Raw genomic sequence first — 16,023 nt, 5'->3', positions numbered from 1 at the left:
GATCGTCCAGTCCCGGTATTCCGGCGCATGCTTTGAGCGTTCCTACCCCTCACCTTCCCATGCCTGCGGCATGGGCCCCTTCCTCTCCCCGCTCTCGCGGGGAGAGGTGATTTCGTGCGCCGCCTTCCCTCGGGGAAGGTTGCGAATCACGCCGGCCCGCGCAGGATGCGCGATCGTGGCGTGATCTTCTGCGCCTGCACCTGGCGCAGCAGCCGGCCTTGCGCCTCCTGGCGCAGCGCCGCCCGCTCGAACAGGAAGCGGGCCTTCTGCTTGCGCGGCGCCTTGGGCGGGCGCGCCGTGCCGGGCATCGGCACGTGCACGCGGACCGGCGGCTTCTTCACCGCCATCGGCGGCACCGCCAGGAACGCGGCGGTCTGCTCCACGCGGCTCTGGCCTTCGGCGATGACGACCAGCAGCGTGTGCAGGCCCTCGTCGAGACCCTCGATGTCCAAGGTCATGCGCAGGCGAAGGCCCCCTGGACCGCTCGCTGCGCCCGGGATGACAGGGACCGCTGCGGCACGGCCGCCTTTCCGCGTCCGCGCCTTGGCGCCGAGCACCGGCGCGCTCGCCCACGTGGCGGGCACCGCCTTCAGCGCTGCGCCCGGAGCGCCCATGCGCAGGCCGGGCAGCACGTGCTGGCCCCAGGCGCCGGCATTGCGGCGGATGTCGCCGATACGATTCGCCAGGCCGTCAGGCGTGCTCTCCACCTGGAACCGGTCGAGATCGACGGGCACGCCGTCGAGCCAGACGAAGACGCGCTGCTGTTCGTTGTCGCCCAGGCCGAGGAACGACAGCGGCACACCGTCGAGCGCGATGCTGACGGGGATGTCGCGATCGAGAGCGGTTGCGTGGCCCGGTGTCTCGATGTGGATGCTGCGTTCGTGCGCCTGCGAGTCGGCGCGCTGGGCGTTCACGTGCTGCTGCTCGTCCTGCGCCTCGTCGCGATCGCGTTGCGCCTGGTCAAGATCCTGCTCCAGGCCGAAGGCATGGGCCAGCGACGTAGCGATCTGGTTGACGGTGCCCTGGAACAGCTGCAGGCCCTTGATCATGTCTCGCAGCGTCGGCTCCAGCCAGCCGAGGTCCAGCCGGACCGCGCCGAGGTTGATCTCCTGCTCGAAGCGCCTGGTGCGGACATGCACGCCCGAGAAGTCGATCTCCACCACGTCCATGGTCCAGGACACGTCGAAGCGGATGGGAATCGTGGGTGTGGTACCGATGCGATCCAGGATGCGGTCGACGAACCAGTCCACCAGCACATCGGCGACCTCGCTGGCCAGGTTCGCACCGGGCTCGATGTCGCGGAAGCGATCGATCAGGTCGTCGGTCTCGGCCGCCACCGCGCCGATGGCGTCCCAGACCCGGTCGGCCACGGCATTGTCGAGGGCAGCGTCGATGGCACCCTTGAGCGCGTTGCGCGCCACCTGCTTCACCCCGCCGGGCAGCGCGGCATAGACCAGGTTGTCGGTCAGCAGCGGCTTGATGAAGTCGTACACCGCCGCCGACAGGCCGGTGCGCAGCTGGTTGCGACCCGGGCCGGATGACAGCGTGTGGATGAGATCCCGCAGCTGATCGAGCGCATCGGCGAAGGCAGCTGCAACCTGGGCCGCCAGCTGCTCGATCTGGCGCGCGAGGTCGGCCAGTCGCTGCAGGATCTGTTGTGCCAGATGCTCCAGGTCGGCGAGCCAGCGCTGCACCTGGGCCTGGATCGCCTGCAGCGTCTGAAGCAGGTCCTCGATCACCTTCTGGCCGATCCGCACCAGCAGCAAGGCGACGAACTGCATGAAGCGCTGGCCGGCGATCCCGGCCAGCTCCTTGGAAAGCGCATCGAGCCCGGCCGGATCGGGCAGGAAGAGATTGTCGGCAAGCTGGTCCACGAAGCCCGCCTGGCCGGTGAGGGGCAGCGGCTCCAGCAGCTCGTACAACAGGTTGCGGATATGGGCGCGCGTCTCCTGCGGCAGGGGGCCGAACACATCGGCGCCGACCCGCAGCACCTCGGCCATGGTCTCCGCGATCTCCTGGGCGCTGGCGCCGCCCATCACCGGCGTCAGCATGCGCACCAGGCCGACATCGTCGACATGGTCGGCCAGATCCAGCAGCAGGGCCTGCATCTGCTGCTGGGCGGTGGTCATCAGGATGTCGGCCGTGACCGTCAGGCTGCGGCCGAACAGCATCACCAGCACGCTGGAGAGTGCTTCGGTGAAGGCGCTCTTGTCGACGGGCTGCGTGTCCCAGGCCAGCACGCGATCGAACACCAGCTCGGTCGTGAGGTTCAGCGACGGCACCAGGACCTCGTCGAAGTACAGTCGCAGGTCCGGGTTGTCGGCTGCCAGGTTCTGCACGATGGGGGCGAGCTGCCCGCGCACGGTCTGCACCAGAAAGCCGGACAGCCCGGCGGCCAGGGCGCCGAGGCTGGCCTTGACGTCCGGGCTGCCCTGGCTGTCCGTCTTCATCGGACCAAGCTGCGAGAGCAGCACGGCCGCCACATCGGCGACCGTGGCCCCGACCGGACCCTGGAAGATCTTGAGGTACACCGCGACGTCGGGCAGCACCGTGACGGCGAGCTGGATGCCCTGGTCCACCAGGTATTGGATCAGCTCCTCGAGCCGCAACGGGGCGGTCGTGGTGTTGCCGCGGATCTCGCGGCGGATGGCCGCGCCGGGATCGGAGACGGTTGGGCCTTGGAAGCTCTGCTGCGCGGAGGCCGGATTCAGTCCGGCCAGCGTGAAGGACGCGCGGGCCTGCGGATCGGTCAGGCGCCTGGCGCAGATGCCGAGCAGCTCCATCGCCGCCCACAGCAGCGCCACTGGCTTGCGTGGCAGCGGCGTGCCGGGCGAGACGGCGTCCAGCGCCTGCGATGCCAGCGGCACGAGCGCGGTCCAATAGGAGAGGCTGGCGGCCGCGAACGGATCGGCCGGGCATTGCGTCATCTTCTGGCCCAGCGCTCGCACGGCGTCATTGGCGGTGGTCCAGGTGACGCCGGTGAGGCTCGCAAGCTGCTGCTCCAGCGTGCGCTGCAGGTCGAGCACGGCGGCCGACGCGATCCGCTGCAGCAGGTAGCGCTGGCTTTCCTCAAGGATCACCTGGCAGCAGCGCAGGGCGAGCCGCTTGGCGCCGTCGGCGGAGACCGGTACGGGCTGCGTCGTGCTGCCCAGCAGCACACCGATCTCGTAGGCGTTGCGCAGCGCGATCTTGGCGGGCGCTGCGAAGGCGCGGGTGATCGCGGCCTCGGCCGAGGCCGACGCGGGCAGGTGCTGCAGGATCTGGACCACGACCTCGTCGACGACGGCATCGACCGAACGGCTCACAAGGCTTTCGAAGCTGCCGATGCCGGCATTGACGAAGAAGCGGAACCCGGCGCCCGCCTTCAGCCCGGCGCCCATCTCGAACAGGAAGTTGAAGCCGGGCGTCTCGTTCTGGGTCGGGCCCTGCAGCGCCCGGCCGCTGACGACGAGATTGACGTAAGCCATCGCCGACGCGGCGGCCTTGGCATACAGGCCGCCGCCGAACGTGGCCTCGTCGAGGAAGATCATGAACAGCTTCAGCGGTAGCCCCTGCACGCGCAGGTCGGTCTGCACCAGGCTGAGCAGCTCGCCGGCGCTCAGCCCCAGCCGCAGCGACACGCCGGCGGCGGCCTCGGCCGCCAGCTTCAGGCGCACCGCCAGGCCGATCTCCTCGAACAGGTTCAGCGGCACCTGCACCTGGCCGGTGACGCGCACCTCGGCCATCGCCTGGCCGGTCAGCTCGGCGGCGACGTACTTCTGGAACTTGGCGTCGAGGTTGACGTAGGCGCCGAGCCCGAGGTCGAAGGCAACGCCGTGCCGCAGCTCGGCCTTGAAGGTGGCCAGCGCGTTGCCCTGGATCGCGGCGCTGCCCCAGGGATTGGACGCACCGGCAGCGGTGCTGACGAGCGGTTGGCTGAGATCGGCCACGGTCTCCCCCTCCGTGAACAGTCGCCGACAGCAAAACAAGCCTGGTCTCTTTTCATTCCGTTGCGGCGATCGAGGCCGTGATGTAATGATGTTCTTCGCCGCCGCCGGGCGTGCCGCGAGACCATGATCTTGCGAGGCATAGCGGGCGTTTCGCCGGCCCGGTCGTCACAGGGCATTGTCTCGTCCTCGCATTCTCGTCGGCATCAGATGTATCGCGCCGCTGCGGCTGACTTCCGGAGTCGAACGCCATGGAACACCACCTGACGCTCAGTGTCCTGCCGCCCCGGCTGGACGGATATGCTTTCTCCGCAAACAGCGCAGGTTTCCGGCAGTCATGCCGCTCTGATTTAACTTGTTGATGCGGCTTCGAAATCCACCGTGTTGGCAATATCTGAAACAGCGCAGGCGCAGTCGCGTGGATGGCGGACAAGAACCGGAACGCCTGACCGCGGCGGCGCGCTGTGCCATAACCCCGCGCCGGCGGGGGAGGCATGGCGGCGTGATCAGCCCGGATGGTCGAGCATGAAGCTGCAGCGCGGCGACGGCGCGGCTTCGGTGGCCTATGCGCTGGGGCCGCAGGGCACGGCGCTGGCCGACCTCTATCAGCGCGATCCCTGCCGCGTGCTCTTTCCCCACGGCGAGCCCGGCGATCCGCCGCAAGCCGTGTTCGTCACCATGTCGGGTGGCCTGGCCGATGGCGACCGCCTGCGGCTGCAGGCGCGCCTGCACGCGGGCGCGGTCGCGACGGCGACCACCCAGGCGGCGGAGAAGATCTACCGCGCCTCGCCGGTGGCGGCCGATTGCGTCATCGACATCGCGGTCTCGGTCGCGGCAGGCGCGGCGCTGGAATGGCTGCCGCAGGAGACGATCCTGTTCGACGGCGCCCGCCTGCGGCGGCGCACGGTGGTCGACATCGCCGCCGGTGGTCGCCTGCTGGCCTGCGAGATGGTGGTGCTGGGCCGCATCGCCAGCGGCGAGCGCTTCACCTCGGGCCTGCTGCTCGATGCGTGGCGCGTGCGGCGCGACGGCAGGCTGGTGTGGGCCGATGCCCTGCGGCTGGACACGGCGGCGCCGGTGGCCGCCGGCTTCGGCGACGCCACGTCCGTGGCCATGGCGCTCTATGTCGCCGACGACGCGGCGCGCCATCTCGAGGCCGCGCGCTCGGCGCTGCCGTCCGACGTGAAGGCCGGCGCCACCGTGGTGAACGGGCTGCTGCTGGCGCGCTTCCTGGGCGCGGCGTTGCCGGTGCGCCGCGGGCTTGCGTCATGGCTGGCGAACATGCGGTCGGTATGCTTGGATTTGCCGCCCCGCCTGCCGCGCGTGTGGCATGTTTAGTGCTCATAAATCCTCCCCAGCGAAGCTGGGGAGGTGCCCCGAAGGGGCGGAGGGGAGCCGACGTGATCTTGATTACGGAGGCCACGTCGGCTCCCCCTCCGGCCTTCGGCCACCTCCCCCAACGCAGTTGGGGGAGGGAATGACCTTGAGGGACAAACCTTGAACCTGACGCCCAGAGAAAAGGACAAGCTTCTGGTCGCCATGGCCGCCATGGTGGCGCGCCGCCGCCTGGAGCGCGGCGTGAAGCTGAACTACCCCGAGGCCGTGGCGCTGATCAGCGACTTCGTCGTCGAGGGCGCGCGCGACGGCAAGAGCGTCGCGGCGCTGATGCGTGACGGCGCCACGGTGCTGACGCGCGACCAGGTGATGGACGGCATCACCGAGATGATCCACGAGATCCAGGTCGAGGCCACGTTCCCCGACGGCACCAAGCTGGTGACGGTGCACAACCCGATCCGGCCGCGCGTACCCACCATCAAGTCGCTGCCGCCCGAGGAAGACCCCTTCATCACCCAGATGCCCGGGCCGGCGCCGGTGGCCGCCCCGCCGCCCGCTTCGGCAGCCCCACCGGTCGTGCCGGCCCCGCCATCGCCGCCGGTCGTCGCGTCCGCGCCGCAACCGCCACCCGAGCCGCCGGCGGCTGAGCCCGAGCCGCCCGCCGAGCCCAAGGCCAGCCCCGCCCAGACCGAGCCGTCCCCCGATGCGCCCAAGCCGACCTGACCTTCCCCCTCGCCCCGCGAGAGCGGGGAGAGGGAGAGGCCCATCGCGAAGCGATGGGAGGGTGAGGGGTACGGGCGACCAGTCCCTGTTCTCTCCGCATGGCCTGATCGTTCCTACCCCTCACCTTCCCATGCCTTCGGCATGGGCCCCTTCCTCTCCCCGCTTGCGGGGAGAGGAGACAGCACCCGTACGTTCAAACGTGATCGCCCTGCCGTCCTGGGAAAGGGCAGGCGTTCATTCTGCCCCACGCCACAGGAGCCCCGCATGAAGCCCGGCGAGGTGATGCCGCGCGACGGCGAGATCGTGCTCAACGAGCAGCGCGAGACCCTCACCCTCACCGTCGCCAACACCGGCGACCGCCCGATCCAGGTCGGCAGCCACTATCATTTCTACGAGACCAACCCGGCGCTGCAGTTCGACCGCGAGCGCGCCAAGGGCTTCCGCCTCAACATCCCGGCCGGCACCGCCGTGCGCTTCGAGCCCGGCCAGACGCGCGAGGTGACCCTGGTGGCGCTGTCGGGCGAGCGCGTGGTCTTCGGCTTCAACGCCTGGACCAGCGGCCGCCTGCCGCCGCCGCCCTTCGCGCCCGGCATGTCCGGCGGCAACAGCCCGGCCCGCATGTCGCGCGCCGCCTATGCCGGCATGTTCGGCCCGACCGTGGGCGACAAGGTGCGGCTGGCCGACACCGACCTGATCATCGAGGTCGAGCGCGACCACACGGTCTACGGCGAGGAGGTGAAGTTCGGCGGCGGCAAGGTGATCCGCGACGGCATGGGCCAGAGCCAGCGCACGCGGGCGCAGGGCGCTGTCGACACCGTGATCACCAACGCCCTGATCATCGACTACTGGGGCATCGTGAAGGCCGATATCGGCATCACCGACGGCCGCATCGTGGGCATCGGCAAGGCCGGCAACCCCGACATCCAGCCCGGCGTCACCATCATCATCGGCCCCGGCACCGAGGTGGTCGCGGGCGAGGGCAAGATCGTCACGGCCGGCGGCATCGACGCCCACATCCACTTCATCGCGCCGCAGCAGATCGAGGAGGCGCTGACCAGCGGCGTCACCACCATGATGGGCGGCGGCACCGGGCCGGCGCATGGCACGCTCGCCACCACCTGCACGCCCGGCCCCTGGCACCTCGCGCGCATGCTGCAGGCGGCCGAGGACTTCCCGATGAATCTCGGCTTCTTCGGCAAGGGCAATGCCAGCCTGCCGGCGGCGCTGGAGGAGCAGATCAACGGCGGCGCCTGCGGGCTGAAGCTGCACGAGGACTGGGGCACCACGCCGGCCGCGATCGACAACTGCCTCGCCGTGGCCGACCGCTTCGACGTGCAGGTGGCGATCCACACCGACACGCTCAACGAGTCGGGCTTCGTCGAGTCCTCGATCGCGGCCTTCCGCAACCGCACCATCCACACCTTCCACACCGAAGGTGCCGGCGGCGGGCATGCGCCCGACATCATCAAGGTCTGCGGCCTGCCCAACGTGCTGCCCAGCTCGACCAACCCGACGATGCCCTACACGGTGAACACCGCCGACGAGCATCTCGACATGCTGATGGTGTGCCACCACCTCGATCCAAAGATCCCCGAGGACGTGGCCTTCGCCGAGAGCCGCATCCGGCGCGAGACCATCGCCGCCGAGGACATCCTGCACGACATGGGTGCCTTCAGCATGATGTCGTCCGACAGCCAGGCCATGGGCCGGGTGGGCGAGGTCGTGATCCGCACCTGGCAGACGGCCGACAAGATGAAGAAGCAGCGCGGCCGGCTGCGCGAGGAGCAGGGCGACAACGACAACCTGCGGGTCAAGCGCTACATCGCCAAGTACACCATCAACGTCGCCATCGCCCAGGGCATCGGCCGCTATGTCGGCTCGATCGAGGTCGGCAAGCTCGCCGACCTGGTGATCTGGTCGCCGGCGTTCTTCGGCGTGAAGCCCGACCTGATCCTGAAATGCGGCTCGATCGCGGCGGCGCCGATGGGCGATCCCAACGCCTCGATCCCGACGCCGCAGCCGGTGCACTACCGGCCGATGTTCGCCGCCCATGGCCGCAACCGCATCCAGAGCGCGGTGCTGTTCACATCGGCGGCCGCGATATCGGGCAAGGTGGCCTCGACCTGGGGCCTGCAGCGCGCGCTGCTGCCGGTCCAGGGCACGCGCAACATCGGCAAGCAGCACATGATCCACAACAACATGCTGCCGCACATCGACGTCAATCCCGAGACCTACGAGGTGCGCGCCAACGGCGAGCTGCTGACCTGCGAGCCCGCCACCGCGCTGGCCATGGCCCAGCGCTACTTTTTGTTCTGATGGACCCCTCTCCGCCCGCGCAGCGGGGGGAGAGGGAGGGGCCCATCGTGAAGCGATGGGAGGGTGAGGTGGGTGTTGCGACCACACGAGATTAGCCTGGAGAAACCATGACCGGCCCGCGACCCACCTCACCCTCCCGCGCTGCGCGCGGGCCCCTCCCTCTCCCCCCACTGCGTGGGCGGAGAGGGGCGCAGCCATGAAGCACGCCACTGCCGTGGCCCTGTCCGGCACATGGCCGCTGGCCGAGCAGGTCGACACGATCACCTTGATCTTCGACGACCGCTACCGCCGCCGCCTGCGCCTGCTGGGCGATTCAGGCACCGATTTCCTGCTCGATTTGCCGGAGCCGCGCGTGCTGCGCGAGGGCGACGGGCTGGTGCTCGAGGAGGGCGGCTACGTCATGGTGAGGGCCGCCGACGAGCCGCTGGTCGAGATCCGCGCCGCCGACCCGGCGCTGCTCGTGCGCCTGGCCTGGCACCTGGGCAACCGCCACCTGCCGACGCAGATCGACGCCGGCCGCCTGCTGATCCGCGACGACCACGTCATCGTCGACATGCTCAAGGGCCTGGGCGCCGACGTACGTCACGTCTCGGCGCCCTTCAATCCCGAAGGCGGCGCCTACGGCCAGCACAACCATGACCAGCGCCACCCGCACCGCCATGGGCATTGATCCCATTCCCTCCCCCACGCAGTGGGGGAGGTGGCCGAAGGCCGGAGGGGGAGCCGACGTGGTCTTTGTTATGGAGACCACGTCGGCTCCCCTCCGCCCCTTCGGGGCACCTCCCCACTGCGTGGGGAGGAAGGCTGGGCCATGACCCCCACCGCCCTCTATCGCCTGTTGGCGTGGCTGTCGCCGTCCTACCCGATCGGCGCCTTCAGCTATTCGCATGGCCTGGAGGCCGCGATCGATGCCGGCCTGGTCGGCGACCGCGACTCGCTGGTCGCCTGGGTCGAGGGCGTGCTCGATCATGGCACCGGCCGTGTCGATGGCGCCTTGTTCGCCGCCGCCTGGCGGGCGGCGCAGGCCGGCGACGACGCGGCGCTGGACGATGTCGCCGACCTCGCCGCCGCCTGGCGCGGCACGGCCGAGATGGCCCTGGAGCAGCGCCAGCAGGGCGCCTCGTTCCTGTCGATCACGCGCACCGCCTGGCCGGATCCGCGCCTGGATGCCGTCGCCCGGCGCCGCGACGGCCAGTGCGCGCTGCCGGTCGCGGTGGCGATGGCATCAGCCTTCGGCGGCGTCGCCCTTGAGCTGGCGCTGACCGGCTACCTGCACGCCTTCGCCGCCAATCTGTGCTCGGCCGCCGTGCGCGCCATCCCGCTGGGCCAGTCCGACGGCCAGCGCGCGCTGGCGGCGCTGGCACAAGCGGTCGACCGCGCCGTCGCCGCGGCGCTGGCGGTGACATCGCTCGACGATGTCGGCACCGCGTCGCCCGTGCTCGACTGGTGCTCGATGCGCCATGAAACCCAGTACACGAGATTGTTCAGGTCATGATGATGCTTATGTCTTCCTCCCCAACAAAGTTGGGGAGGTGCCCCGAAGGGGCGGAGGGGAGCCCTCGTGGTCTTTGTAACAGAGACCACGTCGCCTCCCCATCCGGCCTTCGGCCACCTTCCCCACGCAAGCGTGGGGAAGGGAGAAGAAGCCCATGACACACGGACCTTTGCGCGTCGGGGTCGGCGGCCCGGTCGGCTCCGGCAAGACCGCCCTCGTCGAGCGCCTGTGCAAGCACATGCGCGATGCCTACGACATCGCCGTGGTCACCAACGACATCTACACCCGCGAGGACGCGCAGTTCCTCACCCGCGCCGGCGCGCTGCCGCCGGAACGCATCGTGGGCGTCGAGACCGGCGGCTGTCCGCACACCGCGATCCGCGAGGACGCCTCGATCAACCTGGCCGCGGTCGCCGACCTCAACCGCGCCTTCCCGTCGCTGGAGATCATGTTCGTCGAGTCGGGCGGCGACAACCTGGCGGCCACCTTCTCGCCCGAGCTGGCGGACCTCACGATCTACGTCATCGACGTCTCGGCCGGCGACAAGATCCCGCGCAAGGGCGGCCCGGGCATCACGCGCTCGGACCTGCTGGTGATCAACAAGATCGACCTGGCGCCGCTGGTCGGCGCCGATCTCGGGGTGATGGACCGCGATGCCAGGAAGATGCGCGGCGCGCGGCCTTTCGTCTTCACCAACCTGAAGGCCCTCCAGGGCGTCGCCGACATCGCCGCCTTCATCGTGCGCCAGGGCGGCCTGCCCGAGCGCGCGATGGGTAGCCTTCATGGTGAGCCTGTCGAACCATGAAGGCCTCGCACGATCGTCTGTGCGGTCGCTTCATGGTTCGACAAGCTCACCATGAAGCGCACTTCCCATCGCGATACGATCTATCGCTATGATGCCCGTCACAAAGTCCCAAGGAGTTCCCGTCCATGACCCGTCTCATCTTCCTCGCCGCAGCGCTGCTGGCCGCCACGGCCGGTGCCGTGCAGGCGCATGCCGGCCACGAGCTGGGCGGCGCCGTGGTCGGCTTCCTGCATCCGGTCGGCGGGCTCGATCACCTGCTGGCGATGGTGGGAGTCGGCATCTGGGCGGCGCACGTCGCCACCCGCGACCGCCGCGCGGTGTGGCTGGTGCCGGCCGCGTTCGTGGCCGTGATGGTGCTGGGCGGCGCGCTGGCCGTGGCCGGCCTGCGCCTGCCGATGGTCGAGGCAGGCATCCTGGGCTCGGTGCTGCTGCTGGGCGTGATCCTGCTGGCGGCGCCGACCCTGCCGGTGTGGGCGCCGATGATCGCGGTCGGCCTGTTCGCGCTGTTCCATGGCCATGCCCACGGCACCGAGATGCCGGCAGCGGCCGCGCCGCTGGCCTATGCCGCAGGCTTCGTGCTCGCGACGGCGGCGCTGCATTCGCTGGGCATCGGCATCGGCATCGCCGCCCGCCGCCTGGGCGGCCTGGCGGGCACGCGCGCGCTGGGCGGCCTGGTCACGCTGGGCGGCGTGGCGCTGCTGGCAGCGGGCTGACGCGGCGGACCCGTCGCCATCCGACATGGAGGATGGCGACGGCCAGCAGGTTCACGAGGTTGAACAGGAAGCCGATGCCGAAGGCGGCCTGGTAGCGCAGGGTGAGGTCGAAGATGATGCCGGCCAGCCAGCCGCCCAGCGCCATGCCGCAGAGCGTGAACAGCATGATGAAGCCCAGGCGCCAGCCGGCGGCGCGGGCGCCGTAGAAGTCGCGCAGCGCCAGGGCGTAGGCCTGCACGGTGGCGATGAAGGGGATGCCCATCAGGCCGGAGAGCGCGAGCAGGCCCGGCAGGCTGTCGACGAACATGAAGCCCAGCAGGGCCAGCGCCTGCAGGCTGGAGCCGATCAGGATGGCGGGCAGCGGCCCGATGCGGTCGGCCAGGCGGCCCATGATGAAGGCAAAGACGATCGCCACCAGCAGCACCAGCGACACGGCCTCGCTGCCGCGAGCGGCCGAGAAGCCGAGATCGCTGCAGAACGCCACCATGTGCACGACAGGCATCGCCATCGGCGCGCAGCAGCACAGCCCGGCGATGCCCAGCAGCGCCATGGTGATCGGCGAGCGGTAGGGCAGGCGGCCGCCCGCGGCGGCGGCGCCGCCGCCGGCGGTGTCGCGCCGCACCGGCGCGGCGCGGACGTAGAAGCTGAGCGGCACCAGGGTGACGGCGGCGAAGGCGCCGTAGGCCATGAGGCTGTCGCGCCAGCCCCAGGCCGGCAGGCTGAGCCGGAACACCTGCGGCCAGATGAAGCCGCCCACCGCGTTGCCGATGGCCACGATGGCGATGGCGGTGCCGCGGCGGCGGTCGAACCAGCCGGTGATGTTGTTGACCAGCGGCGTGAAGGTGCCCGACTGGCCCAGCAGCCCGACCAGGAGGCCGTAGCCCGCCAGCAGGACGGCCTCGCCGCCCTGCGCCACCGTCCAGCTGCCCACGGCGATCATCACCCCGGCCATCATCACCGGCCAGCGCGGTCCGACGCGATCGGCCAGCCAGCCCATGGCGATGCCGCCGATGCCGGTGCCGATATAGGCGAGCGTGTAGGCCAGCGACGGCACCTGGCGGCGGTTGCCGAACTCGGCGGCGATGTCGGTCATCGCCACCACCGGCATGTACAAGCCGCCGGCGCCGATGGCGATGCACAGCATCGACGCGACGGCGAGCCGCCACGCGTAAGGGCTTTCGAGCGACGGCGCGTGCATGGGGGGAAGGGTGACGAGGCCAGCGATGACGGGCCGGCAACTTGCCCGATCGGGCCCGGCAATGCAGCCCCGTCGGCCGCGGCGCGCAGCAGCTATGCGCGTCAGCCCGCCAGGCGGTTGTCGATCGAGAACACGTCCTCGCCGAGATAGACGAAATCGCGGTCCAGGGCGCTGATGCAGCGCAGGAAGGGCAGCGCCGTGCGCTGGCCCGGCAGCAGCCAGTCGTGCAGCTCGGTGATGATCACCGGCGTCTGCGCCACCCACTGGGTGTTGCGTCCGAACACGTCCTCCTCGCCGCCCTCGATGTCGATCTTCACCAGGAAGGGGAAGACGTCGGGACCGGCATGGGCCGCGAAGAGTTCGTTGATCGTGAGGCAGGGCACACCGCCACCGGGCTGCGCCGCCTTCTCGGTGCGGAACGACCAGGGGCCCTCGCCGCCGTCGTGCACGGTGGCGTGGCCGGCCTCGGCCGACAGCGCTGCGCGCCGGCAATGGACGCCCAGGCCCTGGGTGTTGCGCTCCAGCAGGGCGAAATTGCTGGCCTCGGGCTCGATCGCCACCACCACGGCGGTGGGGAAGGTCAGCGCGAAGAAGACGGCGCTGACGCCGATATTGGCCCCCGCGTCGATGATCAGCGGCCGCTGGCCGGCGGCGGCGCGGCGCTCGACCAGGCGGCTGATGTCGTCGAAGCGGCGCAGCCGGGTCAGGTCGTAGTCGCCGCCGCCGAAGATCTGCCAGATCACGTCCTCATCCGACGTGCCGAAGCGGTAGTGCAGGCGCTGCGCGCGGTCCGGGGTGCGCACCGTCAGGTGGCCGAGCCCGTCAGCCGAGGCATGGCGCAGGCGGCGCAACCGCTTGACCACGGCGCAGTCGGGGTTGCGCGCGCGCAGCAGGCGGCGCGCCAGCTTCTCCATCCGGGCCGGGATGGTTCCGCTCAGCGCGAAGCCGTCGAGCGCGAGGGCATGGGGTGGCACGATGGCGGTGGCGGTCGAAAGGGTGGTCATGCGCGGGCCTTGCGGGCGCCGAGCGCGAGGCGCGGCAGGTGGAGCAGGCCGAGCAGGGCGCTGCGGCTGCGGGGGATCAGGCTGAAGCACAGCAGCATCGTGGCGATGGAAGCGGCGCCGGTGATGGCGAGGCCCAGGATCGGGCTGGCGGCCTGCAGCGTGGGCAGTGTCCGTAGGAGGGTGGCGACCAGGAAGACCGCCGCAGCGGCGGCGACCGAAGGCAGCAGCGACCGGTAGAGGTCGCCGGTGCCGACCGGCCCCTTGCGCCCGGCAAGCCAGAAGCACATCGGGATGCGCAGGCAGGTCATGCCCAGCGCGAAGCCGGCCGCGACGCCCACCGTCCCGAACGGCAGGCCGGCCAGGATCGCGGCAATGCTGATGGCGGCGCCCAGCAGCCCGACCTTGAAGAGGTCGCCGGCCCGGTCCTGGGTGAGGAACAGCAGCCCGGTGATGGTGGCCACCGGCATCAGCGATGCCGCCAGGCCCAGCCAGGCCAGGATCGGCGCCGCCTCGCCCCACTGCGAGCCCAGCATCACGGCCACGACCCAGTCGGCCGTCACCATCAGCAGCGCCGCCGGCGGCACGGTCAGCATCGCCAGCCGCTCCGACAGCGCGATATAGGTGCGGCGGTAGCGGTCGGGGTCGCTGGCCATGCGGCTCAGCGCCGGCATGCCGACGCTGTAGAGCGGGATCGTGACCTGGTTGATGGGACCCATCAGCAGCTTGTAGGCTCGCTCGTAGAGGCCCAGCGGCTGCGGTCCCCAGAACCAGCCGATCAGGACCTGGTCCAGCGTGCGGGCCACGACGTTGACGATGCCGTTGCCCGTCACCGAGGCGCCGTAGGTCAGCAGCGAGCCGACGCCGGCACAGCGCCGCGGCAGGCCGGGGCGCCAGCCCGCCGTGCTCCACGACGCCAGCATCACGGCGGCGCCGTAGGTCAGCCGCTGGGCGACCAGCGCCCACAGGCCGGCGCCGTGGGCGGCCGCGACCACGGCCGTGGCCATGGCCAGCACCTCGCAGCCCAGGTCGATGGCGGCGATGGTGCTGAAGCGCATCTGGCGGCGCAGCAGCGCCCAGTGCTGGGTGGCGAGGCCGCTTATCAGGAAGCCCAGCGCCAGCCAGCGCGTGATCTCCGTCAGTTCGGCGTGGCCGTAGAACTGGGCCACCAAAGGTGCTGCCGTCCACAGCGCCGTCGCGGCGGTGGCGCCGATGCCGGAGTTGATCCAGAACAGCGCCGTCACCTGCTCGTGCGTGACGTCAGGCTTCTGGATGGTGGCCATGGAGAGGCCGAAATCCTTGATCTGGTCGAGGATCTCGGTGAGCGCCGCGACCATCGCCAGCAGGCCGAAGGCATAAGGCGGCAGCAGCCGGCTGAGGATCAGGATGGTGCCGAACTGGATGACGACCTTCAGCGCCTGGGCGCCGACGGTGACGGCACCGCCGCGCACCGAGCGGCCCACGAGGTCAGACTGCAGGTGATCCACGCGCAGCGGCTGCTCATTGTCGCGTTGCGCCACGGCGCCGGTCCTCGCGCCGTCAGCCGCGCCCGTCGCCGACAAGATCGCGCAGCGGCGCTGCCGCGACATCCCGGCTCAGGCGTTGAGGACGCACCTGTACGAGCTCCTGCAGGCGCGGCGGCGATGCCAGCAGGTAGCGGACGCCCATCAGGCAGCCGAGCGTGAGCGGCCCCAGCGCCGGCGCCACGCCGCCGGCGCCCAGCTTGTTGGTCAGCACATTGCGCGTGTTGCGTGCCAGATCACGGCGCGCGCTTCTGACGCCGCGCAGCGCGAAGGCCGTCAGCACCGCGGTGGCGCCGAGGATGTAGCCGCGCGCCAGCGCCGGGTACTGCGCCCGCGACAGCCAATTGTCGTGCTCGACCAGCGGGCCGGGCGCGTAGGCGAAGCGCATGCGATTGTGCAGCGCGCGATAGACGAACTCGGTGTCCTCGCCCGACTTCATCCAGGTGCCGGCACCCAGGGTCTCGATGAACAGGCCGATACGGCGGAAGACTTCCTTGCGGAACGACATGTTGTTGCCGGCGCCCAGCACGTCGTAGGGCGTCACGGGACGGTCGACGACCTGCCGCTCGTCGCGCTCGATGAGGCACGGGCAGAACATCCCCGGGGCGCCGGTGCCGTATGCCACGACCCTGCCGAACACGCCCATCAGCAGCGGATCGCGGTCGTATTCGGCCACCACGGCGCCGATCCAGTCCGCATCGCAGATGCAGTCATCGTCGGTGAACAGGATCGTCTCGGTGCGGCTTGCCCGGACCGCGATGTTGCGCGAGCGCGACAGGCCCACGGTCGTGGTGCGGATATAGACCAGCCGGGAATCGTCGATGCCGTCGACGGCATCTCGGGTGCGGTCGTCGGTGCTCTGGTCGACGACGATCAGCTCGAAGTCGCGGTAGCTGTTGGCAAGGATGGATGCGATGCAGCGCCTGGCCTTCTCCGGTCGGTTCCTGGTGCAGAGCAATACGGACACGCGCCCGGACATCGCTGGTTC

11 protein-coding genes and 1 pseudogene are annotated in these 16,023 nt (G+C 70.3%); 7 read left to right on the top strand and 5 right to left on the bottom strand.

Features of this window, described 5'->3' with window-relative positions:
- Positions 1 to 146: 146 nt before the first annotated feature.
- Positions 147 to 3,929, bottom strand: a complete 3,783-nt coding sequence (locus tag FHP25_RS30040) for a hypothetical protein (RefSeq protein ID WP_147850679.1) — start codon at positions 3,927 to 3,929, stop codon at positions 147 to 149.
- Between the two features lie 522 nt (positions 3,930 to 4,451).
- Here FHP25_RS30040 and FHP25_RS30035 point away from each other — a divergent pair.
- The 7 genes and pseudogenes from FHP25_RS30035 (at position 4,452) to FHP25_RS30005 (ending at position 11,313) form a co-directional block, all read left to right on the top strand.
- Positions 4,452 to 5,264, top strand: coding sequence for an urease accessory protein UreD (locus FHP25_RS30035; RefSeq protein ID WP_147850678.1), 813 nt, complete (start codon positions 4,452 to 4,454; stop codon positions 5,262 to 5,264).
- A gap of 159 nt (positions 5,265 to 5,423) precedes the next feature.
- Positions 5,424 to 5,723, top strand: a pseudogene (locus tag FHP25_RS30030) (urease subunit gamma); the annotation flags it as partial.
- 525 nt (positions 5,724 to 6,248) lie between these two features.
- A complete protein-coding gene (gene ureC, locus FHP25_RS30025; protein ID WP_147850677.1) occupies positions 6,249 to 8,300 on the top strand; it encodes an urease subunit alpha in 2,052 nt (683 codons plus the stop codon).
- A 196-nt stretch (positions 8,301 to 8,496) separates the two neighbouring features.
- Positions 8,497 to 8,970, top strand: coding sequence for an urease accessory protein UreE (gene ureE, locus FHP25_RS30020; protein WP_147850676.1), 474 nt, complete (start codon positions 8,497 to 8,499; stop codon positions 8,968 to 8,970).
- A gap of 141 nt (positions 8,971 to 9,111) precedes the next feature.
- Positions 9,112 to 9,795, top strand: a complete 684-nt coding sequence (locus FHP25_RS30015; protein WP_147850675.1) for an urease accessory protein UreF — start codon at positions 9,112 to 9,114, stop codon at positions 9,793 to 9,795.
- Positions 9,796 to 9,949: 154 nt separating this feature from the next.
- Positions 9,950 to 10,600, top strand: coding sequence for an urease accessory protein UreG (gene ureG / locus FHP25_RS30010; protein WP_147850674.1), 651 nt, complete (start codon positions 9,950 to 9,952; stop codon positions 10,598 to 10,600).
- Between the two features lie 125 nt (positions 10,601 to 10,725).
- A complete protein-coding gene (locus tag FHP25_RS30005; protein ID WP_147850673.1) occupies positions 10,726 to 11,313 on the top strand; it encodes a HupE/UreJ family protein in 588 nt (195 codons plus the stop codon).
- Here FHP25_RS30005 and FHP25_RS30000 read toward each other — a convergent pair.
- The 4 genes from FHP25_RS30000 to FHP25_RS29985 all read right to left on the bottom strand — a co-directional run bounded on the left by FHP25_RS30000 (position 11,276) and on the right by FHP25_RS29985 (position 16,014).
- Positions 11,276 to 12,511, bottom strand: a complete 1,236-nt coding sequence (locus FHP25_RS30000) for an MFS transporter (protein WP_147850672.1) — start codon at positions 12,509 to 12,511, stop codon at positions 11,276 to 11,278. The genes FHP25_RS30005 and FHP25_RS30000 overlap by 38 nt on opposite strands.
- 101 nt (positions 12,512 to 12,612) lie before the next feature.
- A complete protein-coding gene (locus FHP25_RS29995) occupies positions 12,613 to 13,515 on the bottom strand; it encodes an FkbM family methyltransferase (RefSeq protein ID WP_147850671.1) in 903 nt (300 codons plus the stop codon).
- The gene (locus tag FHP25_RS29990; protein ID WP_178133889.1) at positions 13,512 to 15,032 is read right to left on the bottom strand and encodes a lipopolysaccharide biosynthesis protein; all 1,521 of its coding nucleotides are present in this window, start codon (positions 15,030 to 15,032) and stop codon (positions 13,512 to 13,514) included. Before FHP25_RS29990 ends, FHP25_RS29995 begins: the two co-directional genes overlap by 4 nt.
- 19 nt (positions 15,033 to 15,051) lie before the next feature.
- The gene (locus tag FHP25_RS29985) at positions 15,052 to 16,014 is read right to left on the bottom strand and encodes a glycosyltransferase family 2 protein (protein WP_178133888.1); all 963 of its coding nucleotides are present in this window, start codon (positions 16,012 to 16,014) and stop codon (positions 15,052 to 15,054) included.
- Positions 16,015 to 16,023 lie beyond the last annotated feature (9 nt).

The sequence above is a fragment of the Vineibacter terrae genome (genome assembly GCF_008039615.1).
GTDB classification, from domain to species: domain Bacteria; phylum Pseudomonadota; class Alphaproteobacteria; order Reyranellales; family Reyranellaceae; genus Vineibacter; species Vineibacter terrae.
The sequence above is the reverse complement of the archived record's forward strand: the minus strand, read 5'-3'. Positions and strand labels throughout refer to the sequence as shown.